This window comes from Arthrobacter sp. NPDC093125 (assembly GCF_044754225.1).
Lineage (GTDB): Bacteria > Actinomycetota > Actinomycetes > Actinomycetales > Micrococcaceae > Arthrobacter.
Map to the genome: position 1 here is coordinate 59194 of NZ_JBIVOQ010000002.1, position 17151 is coordinate 76344.

General features: G+C 66.1%; 13 protein-coding genes. All 13 read right to left on the minus strand.

All coding sequences use genetic code 11. From position 1 onward, the window contains the following. Window positions 1-34: 34 nt before the first annotated feature. A complete protein-coding gene (locus ACIP9X_RS04780; RefSeq protein WP_400478592.1) occupies window positions 35-1495 on the minus strand; it encodes a YdiU family protein in 1461 nt (486 codons plus the stop codon). A 125-nt stretch (window positions 1496-1620) separates the two neighbouring features. Next, window positions 1621-2367, minus strand: coding sequence for an HAD family hydrolase (locus ACIP9X_RS04785; protein WP_400478593.1), 747 nt, complete (start codon window positions 2365-2367; stop codon window positions 1621-1623). Beyond that, window positions 2367-3890: a glutamate--tRNA ligase gene (gltX, locus tag ACIP9X_RS04790; protein WP_400478594.1), complete on the minus strand. Its 1524-nt coding sequence runs from the start codon at window positions 3888-3890 to the stop codon at window positions 2367-2369. The genes ACIP9X_RS04785 and gltX overlap by 1 nt, the downstream gene beginning before the upstream one ends. Window positions 3891-4038: 148 nt before the next feature. Next, window positions 4039-4815: a fumarylacetoacetate hydrolase family protein gene (locus ACIP9X_RS04795; protein WP_400478595.1), complete on the minus strand. Its 777-nt coding sequence runs from the start codon at window positions 4813-4815 to the stop codon at window positions 4039-4041. A 97-nt stretch (window positions 4816-4912) separates the two neighbouring features. Continuing rightward, window positions 4913-5707 (minus strand): MBL fold metallo-hydrolase, encoded by a 795-nt coding sequence (locus tag ACIP9X_RS04800; protein ID WP_400478596.1) that lies wholly within the window; start codon window positions 5705-5707, stop codon window positions 4913-4915. Window positions 5708-5851: 144 nt separating this feature from the next. Beyond that, window positions 5852-6964: a branched-chain amino acid aminotransferase gene (locus ACIP9X_RS04805; RefSeq protein ID WP_400478597.1), complete on the minus strand. Its 1113-nt coding sequence runs from the start codon at window positions 6962-6964 to the stop codon at window positions 5852-5854. A 101-nt stretch (window positions 6965-7065) separates the two neighbouring features. Then, the gene (locus ACIP9X_RS04810; protein WP_400478598.1) at window positions 7066-8118 is read right to left on the minus strand and encodes a 3-isopropylmalate dehydrogenase; all 1053 of its coding nucleotides are present in this window, start codon (window positions 8116-8118) and stop codon (window positions 7066-7068) included. Window positions 8119-8206: 88 nt separating this feature from the next. Continuing rightward, window positions 8207-9007, minus strand: coding sequence for a class F sortase (locus ACIP9X_RS04815; RefSeq protein WP_400478599.1), 801 nt, complete (start codon window positions 9005-9007; stop codon window positions 8207-8209). Window positions 9008-9081: 74 nt separating this feature from the next. Next, on the minus strand, window positions 9082-9789 hold the full coding sequence (locus ACIP9X_RS04820) for a hypothetical protein (RefSeq protein ID WP_400478600.1): 708 nt from the start codon (window positions 9787-9789) through the stop codon (window positions 9082-9084). Window positions 9790-10148: 359 nt separating this feature from the next. Further along, window positions 10149-11708 (minus strand): methionine--tRNA ligase, encoded by a 1560-nt coding sequence (gene metG / locus ACIP9X_RS04825; RefSeq protein ID WP_400478601.1) that lies wholly within the window; start codon window positions 11706-11708, stop codon window positions 10149-10151. Between the two features lie 35 nt (window positions 11709-11743). Next, the gene (locus ACIP9X_RS04830) at window positions 11744-12499 is read right to left on the minus strand and encodes an ABC transporter ATP-binding protein (protein WP_400478602.1); all 756 of its coding nucleotides are present in this window, start codon (window positions 12497-12499) and stop codon (window positions 11744-11746) included. Further along, on the minus strand, window positions 12496-15291 hold the full coding sequence (locus tag ACIP9X_RS04835; protein WP_400478603.1) for an ABC transporter permease: 2796 nt from the start codon (window positions 15289-15291) through the stop codon (window positions 12496-12498). Before ACIP9X_RS04835 ends, ACIP9X_RS04830 begins: the two co-directional genes overlap by 4 nt. A gap of 203 nt (window positions 15292-15494) precedes the next feature. Beyond that, window positions 15495-17084, minus strand: a complete 1590-nt coding sequence (gene serA, locus ACIP9X_RS04840) for a phosphoglycerate dehydrogenase (protein ID WP_400478604.1) — start codon at window positions 17082-17084, stop codon at window positions 15495-15497. Window positions 17085-17151 lie beyond the last annotated feature (67 nt).

Sequence of the window (17151 nt, forward strand, 5' to 3'; positions counted from 1 at the left end):
ACCTGGTCCACTGGGAACGCCCGGCCCCGTGTCTTCAGGTTCCGCAGAAGGTGCGGTATGGTCCGAAGCTCCCGGGGGCGGCAGCGGCGTATCGCTCAAGTCCCGGACGCTCGCCGTAGGGAGCGCTTACCACTTCCACCAGCCGTTCGAACGGACCGAGATCGCCCCCGACAGCGGAGGAGAGGGCCTCTTCAACAAGGTGGTTGCGGGGAATGTACACGGGATTGACGCGGTCCATCGAGGCTGCGTCCGGATCCAGTGCGAGCCAGCTCTCCGCCCACGCATCAAAACCGGCCGGATCGGAGAACAGGCTCCGAACGGGTTCAGCCGTGCCCCGCGCCGCAACGCCAAGCGTTCGGAAAAACGTTGTGTAGTCGACGCGCCCTTGCTGAAGGACTGTCACCACGCCGTCCACCACAGGTGAGCTCTCGGCGTCGTCGCGCGCTTGCAGGCCGAGCTTCGCCACCATACCGGCCGACCAGTTGGCACTGTATTGGGGGCGGAACGCACCGAGGGACTCCATCGCCAGCGCAACCGCCTGTTCCTGGTCCTCGTGGATCAGGGGCAGGAGAACCTCGGCAAGCCTGGCCAGGTTCCACTCGGCCACCACGGGCTGGTTGGCGTAGGCGTAGCGGCCGCCCTCGTCGATCGAGCTGTAGACCGTGGCGGGGTCGAAACCCTCCATGAAGGCACATGGTCCGTAGTCGATGGTCTCCCCCGAAATCGTCATGTTGTCGGTGTTCATGACCCCGTGGATGAATCCCACGAGCATCCACTTAGCCACGAGCGACGCCTGGGCGGTTATGACCGCCTCGAAGAGGCCTAGATAAGGGTTGTCTGCGTCTGCGGCGGCCGGGTAATGCCGGGTGATGGCGTGGTCGGCGAGTCGGCGCAGGAGGTCGACGTCGCCCGTCGCCCGCGCGTACTGGAAGCTGCCGACCCTCAGGTGGCTGCTGGCGACCCTTGCCAGCACTGCCCCCGGCAGCTCTGTCTCCCGGTACACCGGCTGACCGGTCGCCACGACGGCAAGAGAGCGGGTCGTGGGGATGCCCAAGGCGTGCATGGCTTCGCTCACGATGTACTCACGCAGCATCGGTCCGACGGCGGCGAGGCCGTCGCCTCCCCGGGCGAACGGCGTGCGCCCGGAGCCCTTGAGGTGGATGTCCCGCAGTCGCCCGGCAGCGTCGGCAACCTCACCGAGCAGGACGGCCCGGCCGTCACCAAGGCGGGGCGTGAACCAGCCGAACTGGTGCCCGGCGTACGCCTGCGCCACAGGGGTGGTTCCCTCAGGAAGACGGTTGCCGGTGAGGAGATGCAGACCCTCTGGGCTCCTCAGGGCAGCGGGATCAAAGCCGAGCTCGGCGGCCAGCGGCTCGTTGAGCACGAGCAGCCGCGGCTCCGGCACTTCCGCCGCCTGCCACGGGATGGCCATTTCGGCGAGCTCCCGGGCGAAGCGCCCGTCAAACGTGACCGTTGATGGGGTTGCGGTACTCATCAACCAAGACTACCGGCGGTCTCCCCACGGCGGCCAGACCGGCAGGCAGGCCCACGGCCTGACCACGAACCGACCGCCGGGCCGGCAGCATGCCTCCAGCCAGCCTTCCGCTCATGCAACCCCTGCTACGGCTGGACCAGCAGCTCGAGCAGACTTCCGACCTCGTACCCCTGGTAGTCCGGAGCTGACTCCCCCGTACGGTTCAGCCAGACGCCCACCAGGCCGGCCGCCGTCGAGCCCTCTGCGTCGAGCAGGAGGTTGTCGCCGACGTAAAGCGTGCTGCCCGCGGAACTGCCCAGCAGGCGCACGCCTTCCAGGTAGATGGCAGGATCGGGCTTCGGCACTCCAACAGTGTCCGTGCCCACGAGCCGGCGGATCCGTTCCAGCCCGGCGCTGTCGAGCTTGGCGCGCTGGTAGTCATGCACGTTGTTGCTCACGGCACCGTAAGGTATGCCGGCGGCGTCGAGCGCATCCAGCAGCGGCGGAACGTCCTCGAAGGCCCTGACGTAGCTCGGCTGCAGGCGGGCATAGGACGTGAGCCAGATATGGGCTTCGTCGCCTTCGCCGAGGTCGACGCCGAAATGCCCCAGTGCCGCACGCCCCCGCAGCAGCCGCTGTTCGTTAAAGGTCAGTTCGCCCGCCAAATAACGGTCGTAGTAATGCGTGGTTTCGTGCGTGAAGATCCTGCCGAACCTCTCCCACCCGGCTTGGTCCAGGCCGGGCAGGAGGTGTTCACTGACGTCGCGCAGGGCCGTGGTCATGGAGAAGGCCAAATCAACCAGTGTGTCGTCAATATCGAAAAGGACCCCGCCCACCGCGCCGAAGCGGTGGTCAAGGACGACGCCGGCTTCCACGCCCGCCTGCCCCTGCATCAGCCGCGGAAAGCGCGCAAGCGCGCCAGGGACGATTCCTTGCCCAGGATCACCATGGACTCGAACAGGGGCGGGGAGATGCGGCGGCCGGAGACAGCCGTGCGGACAGGTCCGAACGCCAGCCGCGGCTTGATGCCCAGATCCTCCACAAGTGCCTGCTTCAGGGCCGTCTGGATGTTCTCTGCGCTCCAGTCCTCAAGGGGCTCCAGCGCTGCCAGCGCGGCGTCGAGCACCTCGTCCAGGTTCTGGGGCAGCCCCTTGCGGGCGTCGTCCGCAATGTCGATCCCGTCGTCGTTCTTGAACAGGAAGGCGAGCATTTCCGGTGCCTCACCCAGCAGGGAGATGCGCTCCTGGATCAGCGGGGCCGCCTCGGCGAGGATCTCTTCCTGGCGCGGGGTCAGGCTCTCCCCCACGAATCCTGCAGCCTTGAGGTACGGAACCAGCCGGCCGCGGAAATCCTCCGGATCGAGCATGCGGATGTGGGTGCCGTTGATGGCTTCGGCCTTCTTGATGTCGAAGCGCGCCGGGTTGGCCAGGACATCCTTGACGTCGAAGTTCTCAATCAGCTGGTCCACGGTGAAGATGTCCTCGTCCGCGGACAGGCTCCAGCCCAGCAGCGAAAGGTAATTGAGCAGACCCTCGCGGATGAAACCGCGGTCACGGAGCAAAAAGAGGTTGGACTGCGGATCACGCTTGGAAAGCTTCTTGTTTCCCTCGCCCATGACATAGGGCAGGTGGCCGAAAACGGGCATGTAGCTCGCCACGCCGATATCCATGAGTGCCCGGATCAGCACCACCTGGCGGGGCGTGGACGAGAGCAGGTCCTCACCGCGGAGGACGTGCGTGATGCCCATCAGGGCGTCGTCAACGGGGTTGACCAGCGTGTACAGCGGGGAGCCGTCTGCGCGGACGATGACGTAGTCCGGGATGCTGCCCGCCTTGAAGGTGATCTCGCCGCGCACCAGGTCCGTGAAGGTGACGTCCTCGTCGGGCATGCGAACGCGCAGCACGGGCTCGCGGCCCTCCGCCTTGAACGCTGCCACCTGCTCGTCGGACAGGTCGCGGTCGAAATTGTCGTAGCCCAGCTTGGGGTCGCGACCGGCCGCGCGGTGGCGTGCCTCCACTTCCTCCGGCGAGGAGTAGCACTCGTAGGCGTAGCCGGCCTCGATGAGTTTGGCGACGACGTCCTTGTAGAGGTCCAGGCGCCGTGACTGGCGGTACGGCTCGTGCGGGCCGCCGACTTCCACGCCTTCCTCCCAGGTGATGCCAAGCCACTTCAGCGCCTCGAGCAGTTGCTGGTAGCTCTCCTCCGAGTCGCGCGCGGCGTCCGTGTCCTCAATGCGGAACACGAAAGTGCCCTTGGTGTGCCGGGCGTGGGCCCAGTTGAAGAGGGCCGTGCGGATCAGACCGACGTGCGGGGTGCCTGTAGGCGAAGGGCAGAACCGGACACGCACGGGAGTGTCGGCGGTGACTTCACGGAGGGCAGAGCTGGAGACGGCGTTCGACGCAGAAGGAGTAGTCATAGTGACTCCAACTTTACCGCCTGCACGTTCACCGGTTTCGACGGCGGTTCCTCCGCCGGCGCGGCCGGAGACAGGAAGGCCGCCACGGGATTCCACGCGGCGGCTTTCCTGGTGGGCTGGGCTGTGGAATCTCCGCTGAAGCGGACCGCTAGCGGCGGACGACCGGGTTGGAGAGCCGGCCGATGCCTTCGATTTCCACCTCGAACCGGTCGCCGGCCTGCACGAGGTCGACGCCGGCAGGGGTGCCGGTCATAATGACGTCACCGGGCAGCAGCGTGAATGCGCTGGACACGATGGACACGAGTTCCCGGACGCCGCGGATCATCTGGTTGGTGCTGCCGTCCTGGCGGAGTTCGCCGTTCAGCCGGCCCTTGATGGCAAGGTCCTCGGGGTCAAGGTCAGTTTCAATCCAGGGTCCCAGCGGGGCTGATGTGTCGAACCCCTTGGCCCGCGCCCACTGCAGGTCCGTCTTCTGGACGTCGCGGGCGGTGAGGTCGTTGCCGCAGGTGTAGCCGAAAATGACGTCGTCCGCGCGCTCTTCCGGCACGTCCTTGCAGATCCTGCCGATCACAACACACAGCTCGGCCTCGTAGGAGATCTCCTCGGAGAACTCCGGAAGCACGATGGGATCGTTGGGTCCGATGACGGATGTGTTGGGCTTCAGGAACAGCAGCGGGTGCTGGGGCACCTCGTTGCCAAGTTCACGCGCGTGCTCGGTGAAGTTCCGCCCCACTCCGATCACCTTGCTGCGGGGAATGATGGGCGCGAGCAGGCGGACGTCCTCCAGCTTGTGGCGGACATGGGTACGCTCCACGCCATTGAAGAACGGGTCGCCGTTGATGACAGTGATTTCCTCACTGCCTGGCTCGCCTTCAACGACGCCGTAGAGGGGATCAGAATCGACAACAAACCGGGCAATACGCATGGTCCCAAGCCTACAGTCCCGCTCCGGGGCTTCCGTCCGTTCCCGCGCCTGATCCAGCTGGGCGCAAGGCCGGCAGCCTGGTGCAGCCCGCTCCCGGTCAGGCCGGTTCCCGGAGGGAGCGGAGGTAGTCCAGCTGGGCTGCCACGGAGTTCTCTGCCGCGCGGCGCACAGACGTGTCGACGTCGGCATAAACGACATCGGTGACCTGCGGCACGCCGGCGTCAGGTCCAAGCTGCGCGAGGGCGGCGCGGATCTGCGAGAGGCGGTCCAGGCGGTGGCTACGGTAGGCGCGGACCACGGCGTCCAGCGCGGGCAGGACGGGGCCGTGGGCAGGAAGCACAGTGGCAGGCCCCAGTATTTCAAGCCGGTCCAGAGAGGCCAGGTAATCGCCGAGGCGGCCGTCCGGGTGGTCCAGCACAGTGGTTCCGCGGCCCAGGATGGTGTCGCCGGTGAGCACAGACCCTCCGGGGCCGTCGAGGGGCAGGTGGAAGCAGACGGAATCGGACGTGTGTCCCGGTGTGGCGACCACCCTGACCTCCGTTCCGGCGGCGGAGATGACCTCCCCGGGCTGGAGCGGTGGTTCTCCGATGGAGTGGCGGGGATCGGCGGCACGGACCGGCGCCCCCGTCAGTTCGTGGAGCCGCGCTGCTCCGGCCGTATGGTCGGCGTGGCGGTGCGTGATCAGGATCAGCTCGACGGAGCCGGCGGCCAGCTCTTGGAGGTGCTTCTCGTCAAGCGGGCCTGGATCCACCACGGCTGCTCCCGGATGGCCTGCCGCAGCTATCAGGTAGGAGTTGGTGCCGTCCAGGCTCATGGGCCCCGGATTGGGCGCAAGCCTGAAGCGGGTCAGATCGGTGCAGCGGACCAGGGCGGAGGAATTTTCAGCTGTCACCGTTCCATCTTCGCACCACTCCCCCGCCGGGCAGTGGAACGATGGCCAACACATGCGAAACGGCCCCGCACAAGGTGCGGGGCCGCCGTCGTAAGCTCTCTGGCCGGGGCCTCAAGTGTCCGTTCGCGCTGGATGGGGCGGTGGCTAGGCTAGCCGGGTGAGCCAGCCGTGCTTGTCCGCGACCTTGCCGGTCTGGATCCCCAGCAGCTGTTCGCGGATGGCCATGGTGGTTTCGCCCGCCTTCGCGTCCTCCGCGCCGATGAACTCGGTCTCGTCCCTGAGGACTCCGATCGGCGTGATCACGGCGGCCGTACCGCATGCGAAGACCTCGGTGATGTCGCCTGAGGCAACGCCGTCGCGCCATTCGTCGAGCGTGATTTTGCGCTCGGCGACCTCCCGGCCCATGTCCTTGGCTACCTGGATGACGGACGAGCGGGTGACGCCCTCCAGGATGGTGCCGGTGAGGGCTGGAGTAACGAGCGAGCCGTCCTTCATCACGAAGAAGACGTTCATGCCGCCGAGTTCCTCAACGGCGTTGTCGTTGAACTGGTCGAGGAACAGAACCTGCTTGCAGCCGTTGGCCTCGGCCTCCTGCTGGGCGATCAGCGATGCCGCGTAGTTGCCACCGCACTTGGCCGCGCCGGTGCCGCCACGGCCTGCCCGGGCATAGTTGCGGGAGATCCAAATCGAAACCGGCTTGACCTCGCCGCCGAAGTAATTGCCGACCGGCGAGGCGATGACCCGGAAGGACACCTCGCGGGCAGCCCGGACCCCCAGGAACGCCTCCGTGGCGATCATGAACGGACGCAGGTAGAGCGCTTCACCGTCCCCCGACGGGACCCAGTCTTTGTCCATGCTGACGAGCTCGCGGATCGCGCCGAGGAAGTATTCGGCTGGCAGCTCCGGAAGGGCCAGACGGCGGGCCGACTGGTTCAGGCGCGCCGCGTTGGCTTCCGGACGGAATGTCCAGACGGTGCCGTCAGCATGGCGGTAGGCCTTCAGGCCCTCGAAGATCTCCTGGCCGTAGTGCAGCACAGCAGCAGAAGGGTCCAGCATGATGGGCCCGTAGGCCTCGATCCGGGCACTGTGCCAGCCGCCGTTCCCGTGCTCGTCCACCTTGTAGTCAACGACCGCGGTGTGGTCGGTGAAGTAGTTGCCAAATCCCGGGTTCGCCAGGATGGCTGCACGCTCTTCAGCGGACTTCGGGGTTGCCGAGGGCTGCTGGGTGAATTCGACGCCATGGGCAGTCTGAGTCATGGTTCCTCCACGGTCGGCTGCCTGGCAGGTGAACGTGGTTCAGCATCGGACCACGGCAGCAAATTGGTGATTCAGGACAAGCTTACGCCTGCTGTGCGGGGCTAAACCGCCGCGGCGATGGCGTCGCCAACGGCGCTGGTGCTCCGTACTTCGCCGCTGCGGCTTTCAATGTCGGCCGCAACCGCTGCCTCGATCTTCCGTGCCGCGCCTGCATAGCCCAGGTGGTCCAGCAGCAGCGCCGCCGAGAGGATGGCAGCCGTGGGGTCCGCCTTCTGCTGCCCCGCGATGTCCGGCGCCGAACCGTGGACCGGCTCAAACATGGACGGGGCGGTGCGGTCCATGTTGATGTTGCCGGAGGCGGCGAGTCCAATGCCGCCGGTGATGGCCGCGGCAAGGTCCGTGATGATGTCGCCGAAGAGGTTGTCGGTGACGATCACATCAAAGCGCGCCGGGTCGGTGACCATGAAAATGGTGGCGGCGTCGATGTGCAGGTAGTCGTGGGTGACCTCGGGGAACTCCTGTGCCACAGCCTCCACCGTGCGCTTCCACAGGTGGCCGGCGTAGACGAGCACGTTGTGCTTGTGGACCAGCGTCACCTTTTTGCGCGGCCGCTCGCTGGCACGCCGGAAGGCATCCCGGACCACCCTCTCCACGCCGTGGGCGGTGTTCAGCGACACCTCCGTGGCCACTTCGTGCGGCGTTCCGCCACGCAGCGTACCGCCGTTGCCCACATAGGGACCCTCGGTGCCTTCACGGACCACGACAAAGTCGATGTCTCCGGGGTTGGAAAGCGGGCTGCCCACCGTGCCGTAGAGCCTTGACGGGCGCAGGTTCACGTAGTGGTCAAGGCTGAACCGCAGCTTCAGAAGCATTTCCCGCTCGATGATGCCGGAAGGAATCCGCGTGTCGCCCGGCGCTGCACCGACGGCACCGAACAGGATGGCGTCGCGGGTCCGCAGGTCTTCCAGAACCTCGTCCGGGAGCGTCTCGCCGGTCTCGAGCCAGTGCTGCGCGCCAAGCTTGTAATGGGTCTGTTCGAGCGTGACGCCCTCGGCAGCGACGACCTTCTCGAGGACCTTGATGGCCTCGGCGGTGACCTCGGGGCCGATGCCGTCGCCCGGAATAACAGCAAGATTAATCGTGGATGCGCTCATGTTTTTCAGGGTAGCCAAGCAATCCACATTCTGGGCAAACCGTCTCACAATCCGAACGCTACAGCTTCGGCTCCTGGTCCGGCGTGGGCTACTTCCCCATGACGGGTGACGCCACGAGGGCCACGTTCTTGCCCCACAGGTCCTCCGTGTAGCAGCTGATGAGGACCAGCCGGTTTGGAACCACGTCCCAGATGGAGCTGTCCTTCAGGCTTGACTTCGTATATGTGGTGACGGAGTTCACCTTATACAGGAGCTTGGCCTTTGAGGTGACGACGGTAAAAACGTCGCCAGGCGCGGCGGATGAGCTCAAGTGATTGAACGGCGCGTCCTGACCTTCCCAACTGTGCCCGATGACGTACGTCGTGTTCACCGATCCGACCCCCGGCCGGCCGAAGGGCGTGAGCCAGTAGCCGTCCATTGTTTCAGGGGGCACGATCGACCTGCTCGCGGTGTCGTCGCCGTCCGGCCTCAGGGGGTGCACCACCACATCCATGCCGGCGGCGGGATAGATAATCCGTTGCGGCGGTGCGGCAGTGATCTGCACCGGTTTGGGTGGGGCGGTTTTGGCAGCGGCCGCCGTGCCTGCGGCAGGCACCTTAACAGCTCCGGGCGCCTTGCCGGCGGCGGGCGAGGTTGCTCCTGGCTGTCCCCCGGCCGGTTGTATCGGTTGGAGGGGGTGCGGGAACTGGGTGGTGGGGGCGGCCGGGGAGTACCGGACTCCCGGGCCGCTCCCGGCGGTGCTGTGCCCGGCACCAGCGGCACCGTAGATGAGCCACGCTGCCAGAATCCCCAGGCAGCAAAATGACAGGATCAGAAGATCGGCATAGCCCAGCAGCAGCCTGCGGCCGCCGGCGGACCGGGACGGCCTGGTCCCGAGGTGTCTGGGCATGTCATTCTCCTTCGAACGGAATCAGGAAGAGCGGGTGCCACGTCCAGCCCGTGACACCCGCCAATCCCTGTTGCTCAGCCCTCGAGCTTCCTGGCCCGCATCCCGCCGCGCAGGAGCACCAGGCCCGACAGGCCGGCCAGCGCGCCCGTCAGCGTGGCGAGCCACGACGGAATCCCTGTTCCGGCATCACCGCCCGCGGCCGTCTGGACGTTGTACCCGGCGTTGGACGCCGGCGCGGCGACCGGCACAGCGGCGACAGGCACCGCGGCGACAGGAGCTGCAGCCGCAGGCGCTGCTGCGGCCGGCACAGCCACGGGCTTGGCCGCTGGCTTCACCACCGGCTTCACGACCGGCTTCACCACCGGAGCCGCGGGGGCTTCGGGCACAACAGCCGGCGGTGCCGCAACCGGGGGCGCCACAACCGGCGGGGCGACCACCGGGGGTGCCACCACGGGCGGTGCGACAACCGGAGGCTGCGCAGGTGGTTCCACTACCGGCGGCACGTTGGGTTCCTCGTTGCCTCCCGGCTCCTCGTAGCACTCGTCGTCGTTGTGTCCGCCCTGGCCACTGTTCTCACCGTGGCCGCTGTTCTCACCGGGTCCATGGCCGTTGACGGCGTTTTCGTTGACGTCGATCTCAACGATCGGGTTGGTCTCAGAACCCGTTTCATGGCAGATACTGACGTTATTGCCATGCCCGTTGTCGGGCGTCGCACTTGCCGGAAGCGTCGTCCCCAGGAGTCCTAAACCCAGAATTCCGGCTGCCGCGATTGTTCGTCTCATTTCTTGTCCCTCCATACCGCTGGATCGGACTGACGGGACTCGGGCGGCATTCCGTTGTCATGCCACCACTGCCTGAACATCAAACGGTGGAGGTGGGGACCATGGTTGCTCCCAAGTCGTCGTCAGTCTGCTTGCAGCTTCAGGGTAGGATCCCGCCTTTGCGGCAGTCCCGAGTAGCTTGTACGCCTTCTTTTGGGCCTGCTACTTGGCGGCGGCGGGTTCACGGACCCCGGTGTACTCGGTACTACTTGGGGCCCCCGTGCTGACCCACTTCAGGCAAAAACGCCCCCTTGCCCAGGGGGAAACCGGGGCAAGGGGGCGTTTCGGCTGCCGGCAGAGGAGCCGGCAGGAGCACAGGCCTAGGCTTCTGCCGGCTCTTCGTACTTCGGAAAGACCGGAACGGGTGCGGGCAGATCGGTGCCGGCAGCAATGGGCATCGGGACCGCGGTGAACTGCCGTGCCTCACCTTCAGGCTGGCCGAGCGAGCCCAGCAGCTTGGCCATCGCGGACGGCATTACCGGCTGGGCCAGGATCGCCACAATGCGCAGTACCTCGAGGGTCACGTAAAGCACCGTCTGCATGCGTTCGACGTCGGTCTTCCGCAGCACCCAGGGGGCCTGCTCCGCAAAGTATGCGTTCGTGTCGCCCAGAACACCCCAGATGACCTCAAGGGCGCGGCTGAATTCCTGCTTGTCGAAGGCGGCGCGTGCCTGGTCAAGCAGGGCGTTTGCCTGGGCCAGGATGGCCTCGTCCGCTGCCGTGAAGGCGCCGGGAACCGGAACCTTACCCTCACAGTTCTTCGCGACCATCGAGAGCGACCGCTGGGCGAGGTTGCCGAAGTTGTTGGCGAGGTCCGCGTTCATCCTGCCGACAATTGCTTCATGGTTGTAACTGCCGTCGGCGCCGAAGGGAACCTCCCGCAGGAAGAAGAACCGGACCTGATCAAGGCCGTACTGGGCCACGAAGTCCTCAGGGGCCACGACGTTGCCCAGGGACTTGGACATCTTGACCCCGTTGTTGTTCAGGAAGCCATGGATCATGATGCGCTTGGGCAGTTCCAGCCCGGCGCTCATCAGGAAGGCGGGCCAGTAAATTGCATGGAAGCGCGAGATGTCCTTGCCGATCACGTGGACGTCCGCGGGCCAGTACTTCTTGAAGGACTCGGCCTCGGTATCCGGGTACCCCGCACCTGTCAGGTAGTTGGTCAGGGCGTCGACCCAGACGTACATGACGTGCTTGTCGTTGCCGGGCACGGGCACGCCCCAGTCAAAGGTGGTGCGGCTGATGGATAGGTCCTCAAGCCCGCGGCGCACGAAGCTGATGACCTCGTTGAAGCGGTACTGCGGGGCGCCGAATTCCGGCTGGGCCTCGTAGAGCGCCAGCAGCTTGTCCTGGTAGTTGGAGAGGCGGAAGAAGTAGCTTTCCTCGGCGGTCCAGGTCACCGGGGTGTCGGTCTCCTTGGTGTACCGGGCGCCGTCCTCCTTGACCACGGTGTCGTCTTCCCCGTAGTAGGCCTCGTCGCGGACGGAGTACCAGCCCTCGTACTTGGAGAGGTAGATGTCCCCGTTGGCTTCCATCTTCTTCCAGATGGCCTGTGACGCGGCGTAGTGGTCAGCATCCGTGGTGCGGATGAACCGGTCGTAGGAAATGCCGAGGGCGGCATGGGCCGCCTTGTAGATTTCCGCGTTGCGGTCCACGAGCTCCTTGGGCGTGATGCCTTCCTTTTCCGCTGTCTGGGCGATCTTCAGCCCGTGCTCGTCAGTGCCGGTCAGGAACATCACGTCATAGCCATCCAGCCGCTTGAACCGTGCCATTGCGTCGGTGGCGATGTATTCGTACGCGTGGCCGATGTGCGGCACACCGTTGGGGTAGGTGATGGCCGTGGTGATGTAGAACGGGCTCTTGTCTGAGGAAGTCACGGGCGGAAAGTTACCTTTGGTGCGGAGGGACGGAGCTAGATCAGTTCGGTCAGCGTATCGCTCAGCCGGACCAGTTCGTGATCGTGTGAAGCAACGAGGACTGCTATGCCGTCAGACGTCGTGTCCTTCAGGATACTGATGATGCGGTTCGCCGAGGCCCTGTCCAGGCTTGCAGTGGGTTCGTCGACCACGAGCACGCGCGTACCCAGGATGAGGGCCCGGGCAATGGCGACGCGCTGGCGCTCACCGCCGGAGAGCTGCGCGGGGCGGTGCCGCATCCTCCGGCCCAGGCCCACCAGGTCCAGCAGGTCCTTGGCCATGTCGCGGCGCTTTTCCACTTCGCCGTCCGGCACGGCCGGCAGCAGGACGTTCTCGAGCGCGCTCATGCCGTCGATCAGCGCACCGCCCTGGTCGACGTACCCGATGAGGGCACGGCGGCGGTCGGCGATCTCGTCGTCGCTCATGCTTTCGAGCGACTCGCCCTCCCACAGCACCCGGCCCGACGTCGGCAGCGTAAGTCCTGCTCCAACCGTCAGGATGCTGGTCTTGCCGGAGCCGCTGCGGCCGGCCACGCAGTGCATCTCGCCGGCGTGCAGGGTCAGGTCGAAGCCCTCCACGACGCTGACGGCGTCGGCTCCGCCCTTGCCGCCGCCGTAGCGGATGGTGATGTTGCTCAGTTCCAGCGGTGTACCGTGATCGGAGGCCTTGACGATGGTGCTGGCGCGCGTCTGGAGTGCGCTTTCGCCGTCGTCGCTCCCGCGCTCGCGGCGAAGGTTACGGTCGTTGCTCATTGGACTACTTTCGTTGCAATCGGAATCCAGCAAAGGACGGCCACGAGCCCGGCCACGGCGGCCCAGAGCGCAGCGTAGGGAGCAAGGAGCAGCCCGACACCGAGGGCGCCCAGGACGCCCAGCGGCACAGCCACCGCTCCCACGAGGGCATTTTCGAACAGGCGGACCTGGCCGAGCATGTCGGGGTTCCAGCCCATCGCTTCCAGGGTACCGAGGTACTGGCGCTTGGCCTGCAGCTCGAAACGCCCGGTCACGAGGGTGAGCAGGAGCGCCACGGCAACACCGGACAGCCCCAGAACAAGGCTGGGCAGGGCGATGCTGGTGGCGGCCAGCCCGCTCAGCGCACTGGCCCCGGCTGCTCGCGGAATGTCGATGAGCAGGGCGATGAGACCGCCGACAGCAGCGCCGAACACGCCGACTGCCACCGCAAGCGAGATGGCGTTGAAGCGGTTGGTGGTCAGCTGCCGGTTGGCGAAGGTCAGCGGGGAGTCCACGGCAATGAGCCGCTCATCGTGCTGCGGTTCCTGGTCGACTTCCTCGCGGTGCCGCAGCTGCTGCGCTGCGAAAAGCGCGGCTGCTGCGTACAGCACCAGCACGGACGCAGAAACAATCACCGTCGCGAGGTTCCAGCTCAGCAGGCTCAGCACGACGCCGGCCACGGCCAGCAGTGCGGCGCCCACGGCGAACTCCTCCAGCACCCATGACCGGATGCGGCGCTGGGTCCAGCCCATGGCGCGCAGGGTGCCGGCCTCGCGGCGGCGCTGGCGCACGTAGCTTACGGTCGATGCCCCGGTCAGCAGCGCGGCGCCGCAGAGGGTCAGGAAGAGCAGCGTGAGGTTGGTGGCGGTCAGCGAGCCGGTAACGGCGTCGGCGGCGTCCTGCCTGACCCACGACTGCTGGACGGTGCCCAGCGCGGATTCCTTGCCGGCGTCGTCCTTCGAGTAGCCGGGGACAAAGATGTTGGCATCCTCCCGGGCCGAGCCGGCCACGACAGTGGCCTCCAGGCCCATGTCCCGGATCTCGTTGGCGAGCTTTTCAACCTCCGGCTGTGCCTGCTTCCAGCTGCCCGGGACGCCCGCGCGGACGCGCACGGCGTCGATGACGGAGGCGTTCTTCTCGTATCCGCGGGCGGCCGCAAGGCCGTAGTAGTCAGTAATGGCACCGGCCGACTGGCTGGCCAGTCCCGTGGCGCTGAGCGACGGCTTGAGCGTGGTGTCCTCGACGTCTTTGCCCTTGGCGTCCTTGGTCAGGGTCAGCGGGGTGGGGTCATAGCCGCCCAGCGGAAGCCGGTTCACGTCGCCGGCTGCCTTCTGGACCTCCGCAGGATCGAACGTGCCATAGACCATGGCGAGCGGCGCAGCCAGCTTCTCCCCCGTCTCAAGGCTCTCCCGGTAGGCGCGTTCGTCCACGGGATTGCGCTGTGTCTGGTCCACGGGGTCGCCGGCGGCCGACTTCTCCGGAAGCCTGTTGACCGTGACCCATTCGCCGGGCGTTGCGGTCTTGTCGACGGCGCCGTTGCCCGCCGTCGAACCGTCCTTGTACTTAGGCGCGGAGGCGAAGTCCGTGCTCCAGGTGGCAGGCGTGTAGAGGCCGCGGCCGAAGCTTTCGGGATTGCCCAGCAGCTTGGAGTGGTCGGTGGATCCGGGCCAGGCCAGGGCGAAGGGCGACTTGGACACGAACGGCAGGTAGTCGCTGCCGAGGGAGCGGTCAACGGTTCCGACATCCTTGACCACGTTTCCGGCGTCGTCGATTTCCTCGATCTTCACCGAGTACTTCAGGTCAAGGGACGTACCCGAGCGGACGATCAGCGGAATCGCCTTCGAGTCCTCGGTCAGCTGCCCGTTCATCTTCGCCTGCTGGTACTGGGTCATCAGCGGCGCCCAGTACTTGAGCTTGACGCCCAGGAAGTCCGGGCCCTCCTCCAGTTCCTTCATCCCGATGCCGCCGGTGAAGAGGCTTTCAAAGTGGCGGCCAACAGCCTCGGCGTTGCGGGCGTCAGCGGGTGGGGCCTTCTCCAGCGGGGCCAGGAAGTCTCCGGCGGAGCCGAGCAGCGCCCGCTCCGCGACGGGGTCGACGGCGACCACGGACTCGGTGACCTCAGGCGCCATGGGCAGGGCAACAGTGAGGTTGAAAAGGTTGTGTTCGGAACCTCCGGCGGGTGCGGGGAACTTGATGCCCGTCTCCCCCTCCGGCCCCGCGATGCGCGTGCTCTTGCCGCCGGGGGTGTCCTCCTCGACGAGGCGGGCCTTGCCCAGGGTCCCTTCGGCCGTGGACTTGAAGAGCGTCCGCTCCTTTGACCCGTCGGAGCTCCTGGCACTGGCGGTGAGGCGGTACTTTTTGGGTGTTTCGCTCAGCACGGACTCAGCTGCCGGCCATTTGCCCGGATCGGTGGCGCTCGGGTCTCCGGCGGTGGCTGTGCCGACAAGCCCGGAGTTGTAGCCGAGGTAGTCCATGGCCTCGAGCCTGGGGGCCTCGAGGTTCTGGGTCACGCGGGACACCAGGCTGATGGGAGCGGCCACGGAGGTGCCGGACAGGTCCCTGATGCTCTGCAGCTGGTCGAAGCTGATACCGCCCTGGCCGGTGGCAATTTCCGGCTGCATCAGGGCGCCTCCGGAACCTGCCTTGGCCTGCACCAGGATGTCGTAGAGACCCCGCGAGTTTTCGTCCACGGTCCTGGTCAACGCAGCCTGGGACTGCGTCTGGACCAGGACGGACAGGCACATGGCGGCGGTCAAAATGGCAGCGGTCAGCAGCAGCACTCTGCTTCTGATGAACCTCTGGACGGCGTTCATTGGGCTCCCTGAAACCTGGATTGCGTGCGCACGCCTCAGCACCGGGGAGGTGGAGGATTGCCCTTGCGGGTGTGCAAAAAAAGTAATTGGCCGGCCTGCCGGCAGGATCCGAAAACGGACCTAGCCATTGTACGCAGACCGGCCAATCAAATCTGGCAGGGGTGACACCTCGGCGGTGCGGAGTTCACCCCGTGTTCATCTTCCTAGTCTTCGAGATCCACTTCACGCACCATCTCGGCACCGATGCCGGCCTTGATGGCATCCAGGACCTGCTGCGGGACGGAGCTGTCGATCGTCAGCAGCGCCAAAACCTGGCCGCCTTCCGCGTTCCGGGCCACCTGCATGCCGCCGATGTTGATGTTGTTCATGCCCAGGATGTGGCCGATGGTGCCGATCACGCCGGGACGGTCGGCGTAGGACACGACGACCAGGTGTTCGCTGATGGGGATCTCGACGTCGTATCCGTTCACCCCCACCAGCTTCTGCACCTGCTTCGGGCCGGTGAGGGTACCTGCCACCGAGATCTGGGTGCCGTCGCTCAGGGCGCCGCGCAGGGTCAGGACGTTGCGGTAGTCCTCGGCCTCCGGGGTGGTGATCAGCCGGGCGTTGATGCCGCGCTGTTCAGCGATAACCGGGGCGTTGACGTAGGAGACCTGCTCGGTGACGACGTCGGCGAAGATGCCCTTCAGTGCTGCGAGCTCCAGCACCTTCACATCAAGGGCGGCGATTTCACCGGCAACCTCGACGTCGATCTGGGTCAGTGAGTCGTGGGTCAGGGCGGTGAAGATGCGGCCCAGCTTCTCGATGAGCGGGATTCCGGGGCGGACGTCGGGGGCGATCACGCCGCCGGCCACGTTGACGGCATCCGGAACCAGCTCGCCGGCCAGCGCCAGGCGGACGGACCTGGCGACAGAGACGCCGGCCTTTTCCTGGGCTTCATCCGTGGAGGCACCGAGGTGGGGTGTGACCACCACGTTGTCCAGCTTGAAGAACGGGAGGTCGGTGGCGGGCTCCTGCACGAAGACATCCACGCCGGCGCCGGCGATCTGGCCGTCCTGCAGGGCGGCGTAGAGAGCTTCCTCATCAACGAGCCCACCGCGGGCAACGTTGATGACGTAGGCGGTGGACTTCATCTTGGTGAAGGCGTCCGCGCCGAGCAGGCCGACAGTCTCGGGGGTCTTGGGCATGTGGATCGTGATGAAGTCCGACTGCGCGAGCAGCTCATCGAGGGTCACCAGCTTCACGCCGAGCTGGGCAGCGCGGGCGGAAGTGATGTAGGGGTCGTAGGCGAGGATCTCCGTGTCGAAGCCCTGGAGGCGGGCGGCGACCAGCGCACCGATGCGGCCAAGGCCGATGATGCCGATCTTCTTTTCGAACAGTTCGATGCCCGTGTACTTGGAGCGCTTCCACTCGCCGTCCTTGAGCGCAGCGCTCGCCTGCGGAATGTGGCGTGCAAGGCTGAGGATGTGGCCCACGGTCAGCTCCGCAGCGGAGACGATGTTCGACGTCGGGGCGTTGACCACCATGACACCGGCCTGGGTGGCGGCCTTGATGTCCACGTTGTCCAGGCCGACGCCGGCACGGGCGATCACCTTAAGGTTTTTCGCGGCAGCGATGGCCTCGGCATCAACCTTGGTTGCGGAGCGGACCAGGATCGCGTCAACGTCCTCGATGGCAGAAAGCAGCTGCGAACGATCGGCGCCGTCGGTCTGGCGGATTTCAAAGTCCGGGCCAAGGGCCTCGATGGTGGCGGGCGAAAGTTCTTCGGCGAGCAATACTACGGGTTTTGACACGGCTGATCCTCTGCGTTGCAGTCCTGGGGATGAATAAAGTCTAGGCTGACGGAAAGGCCGGGCTCAC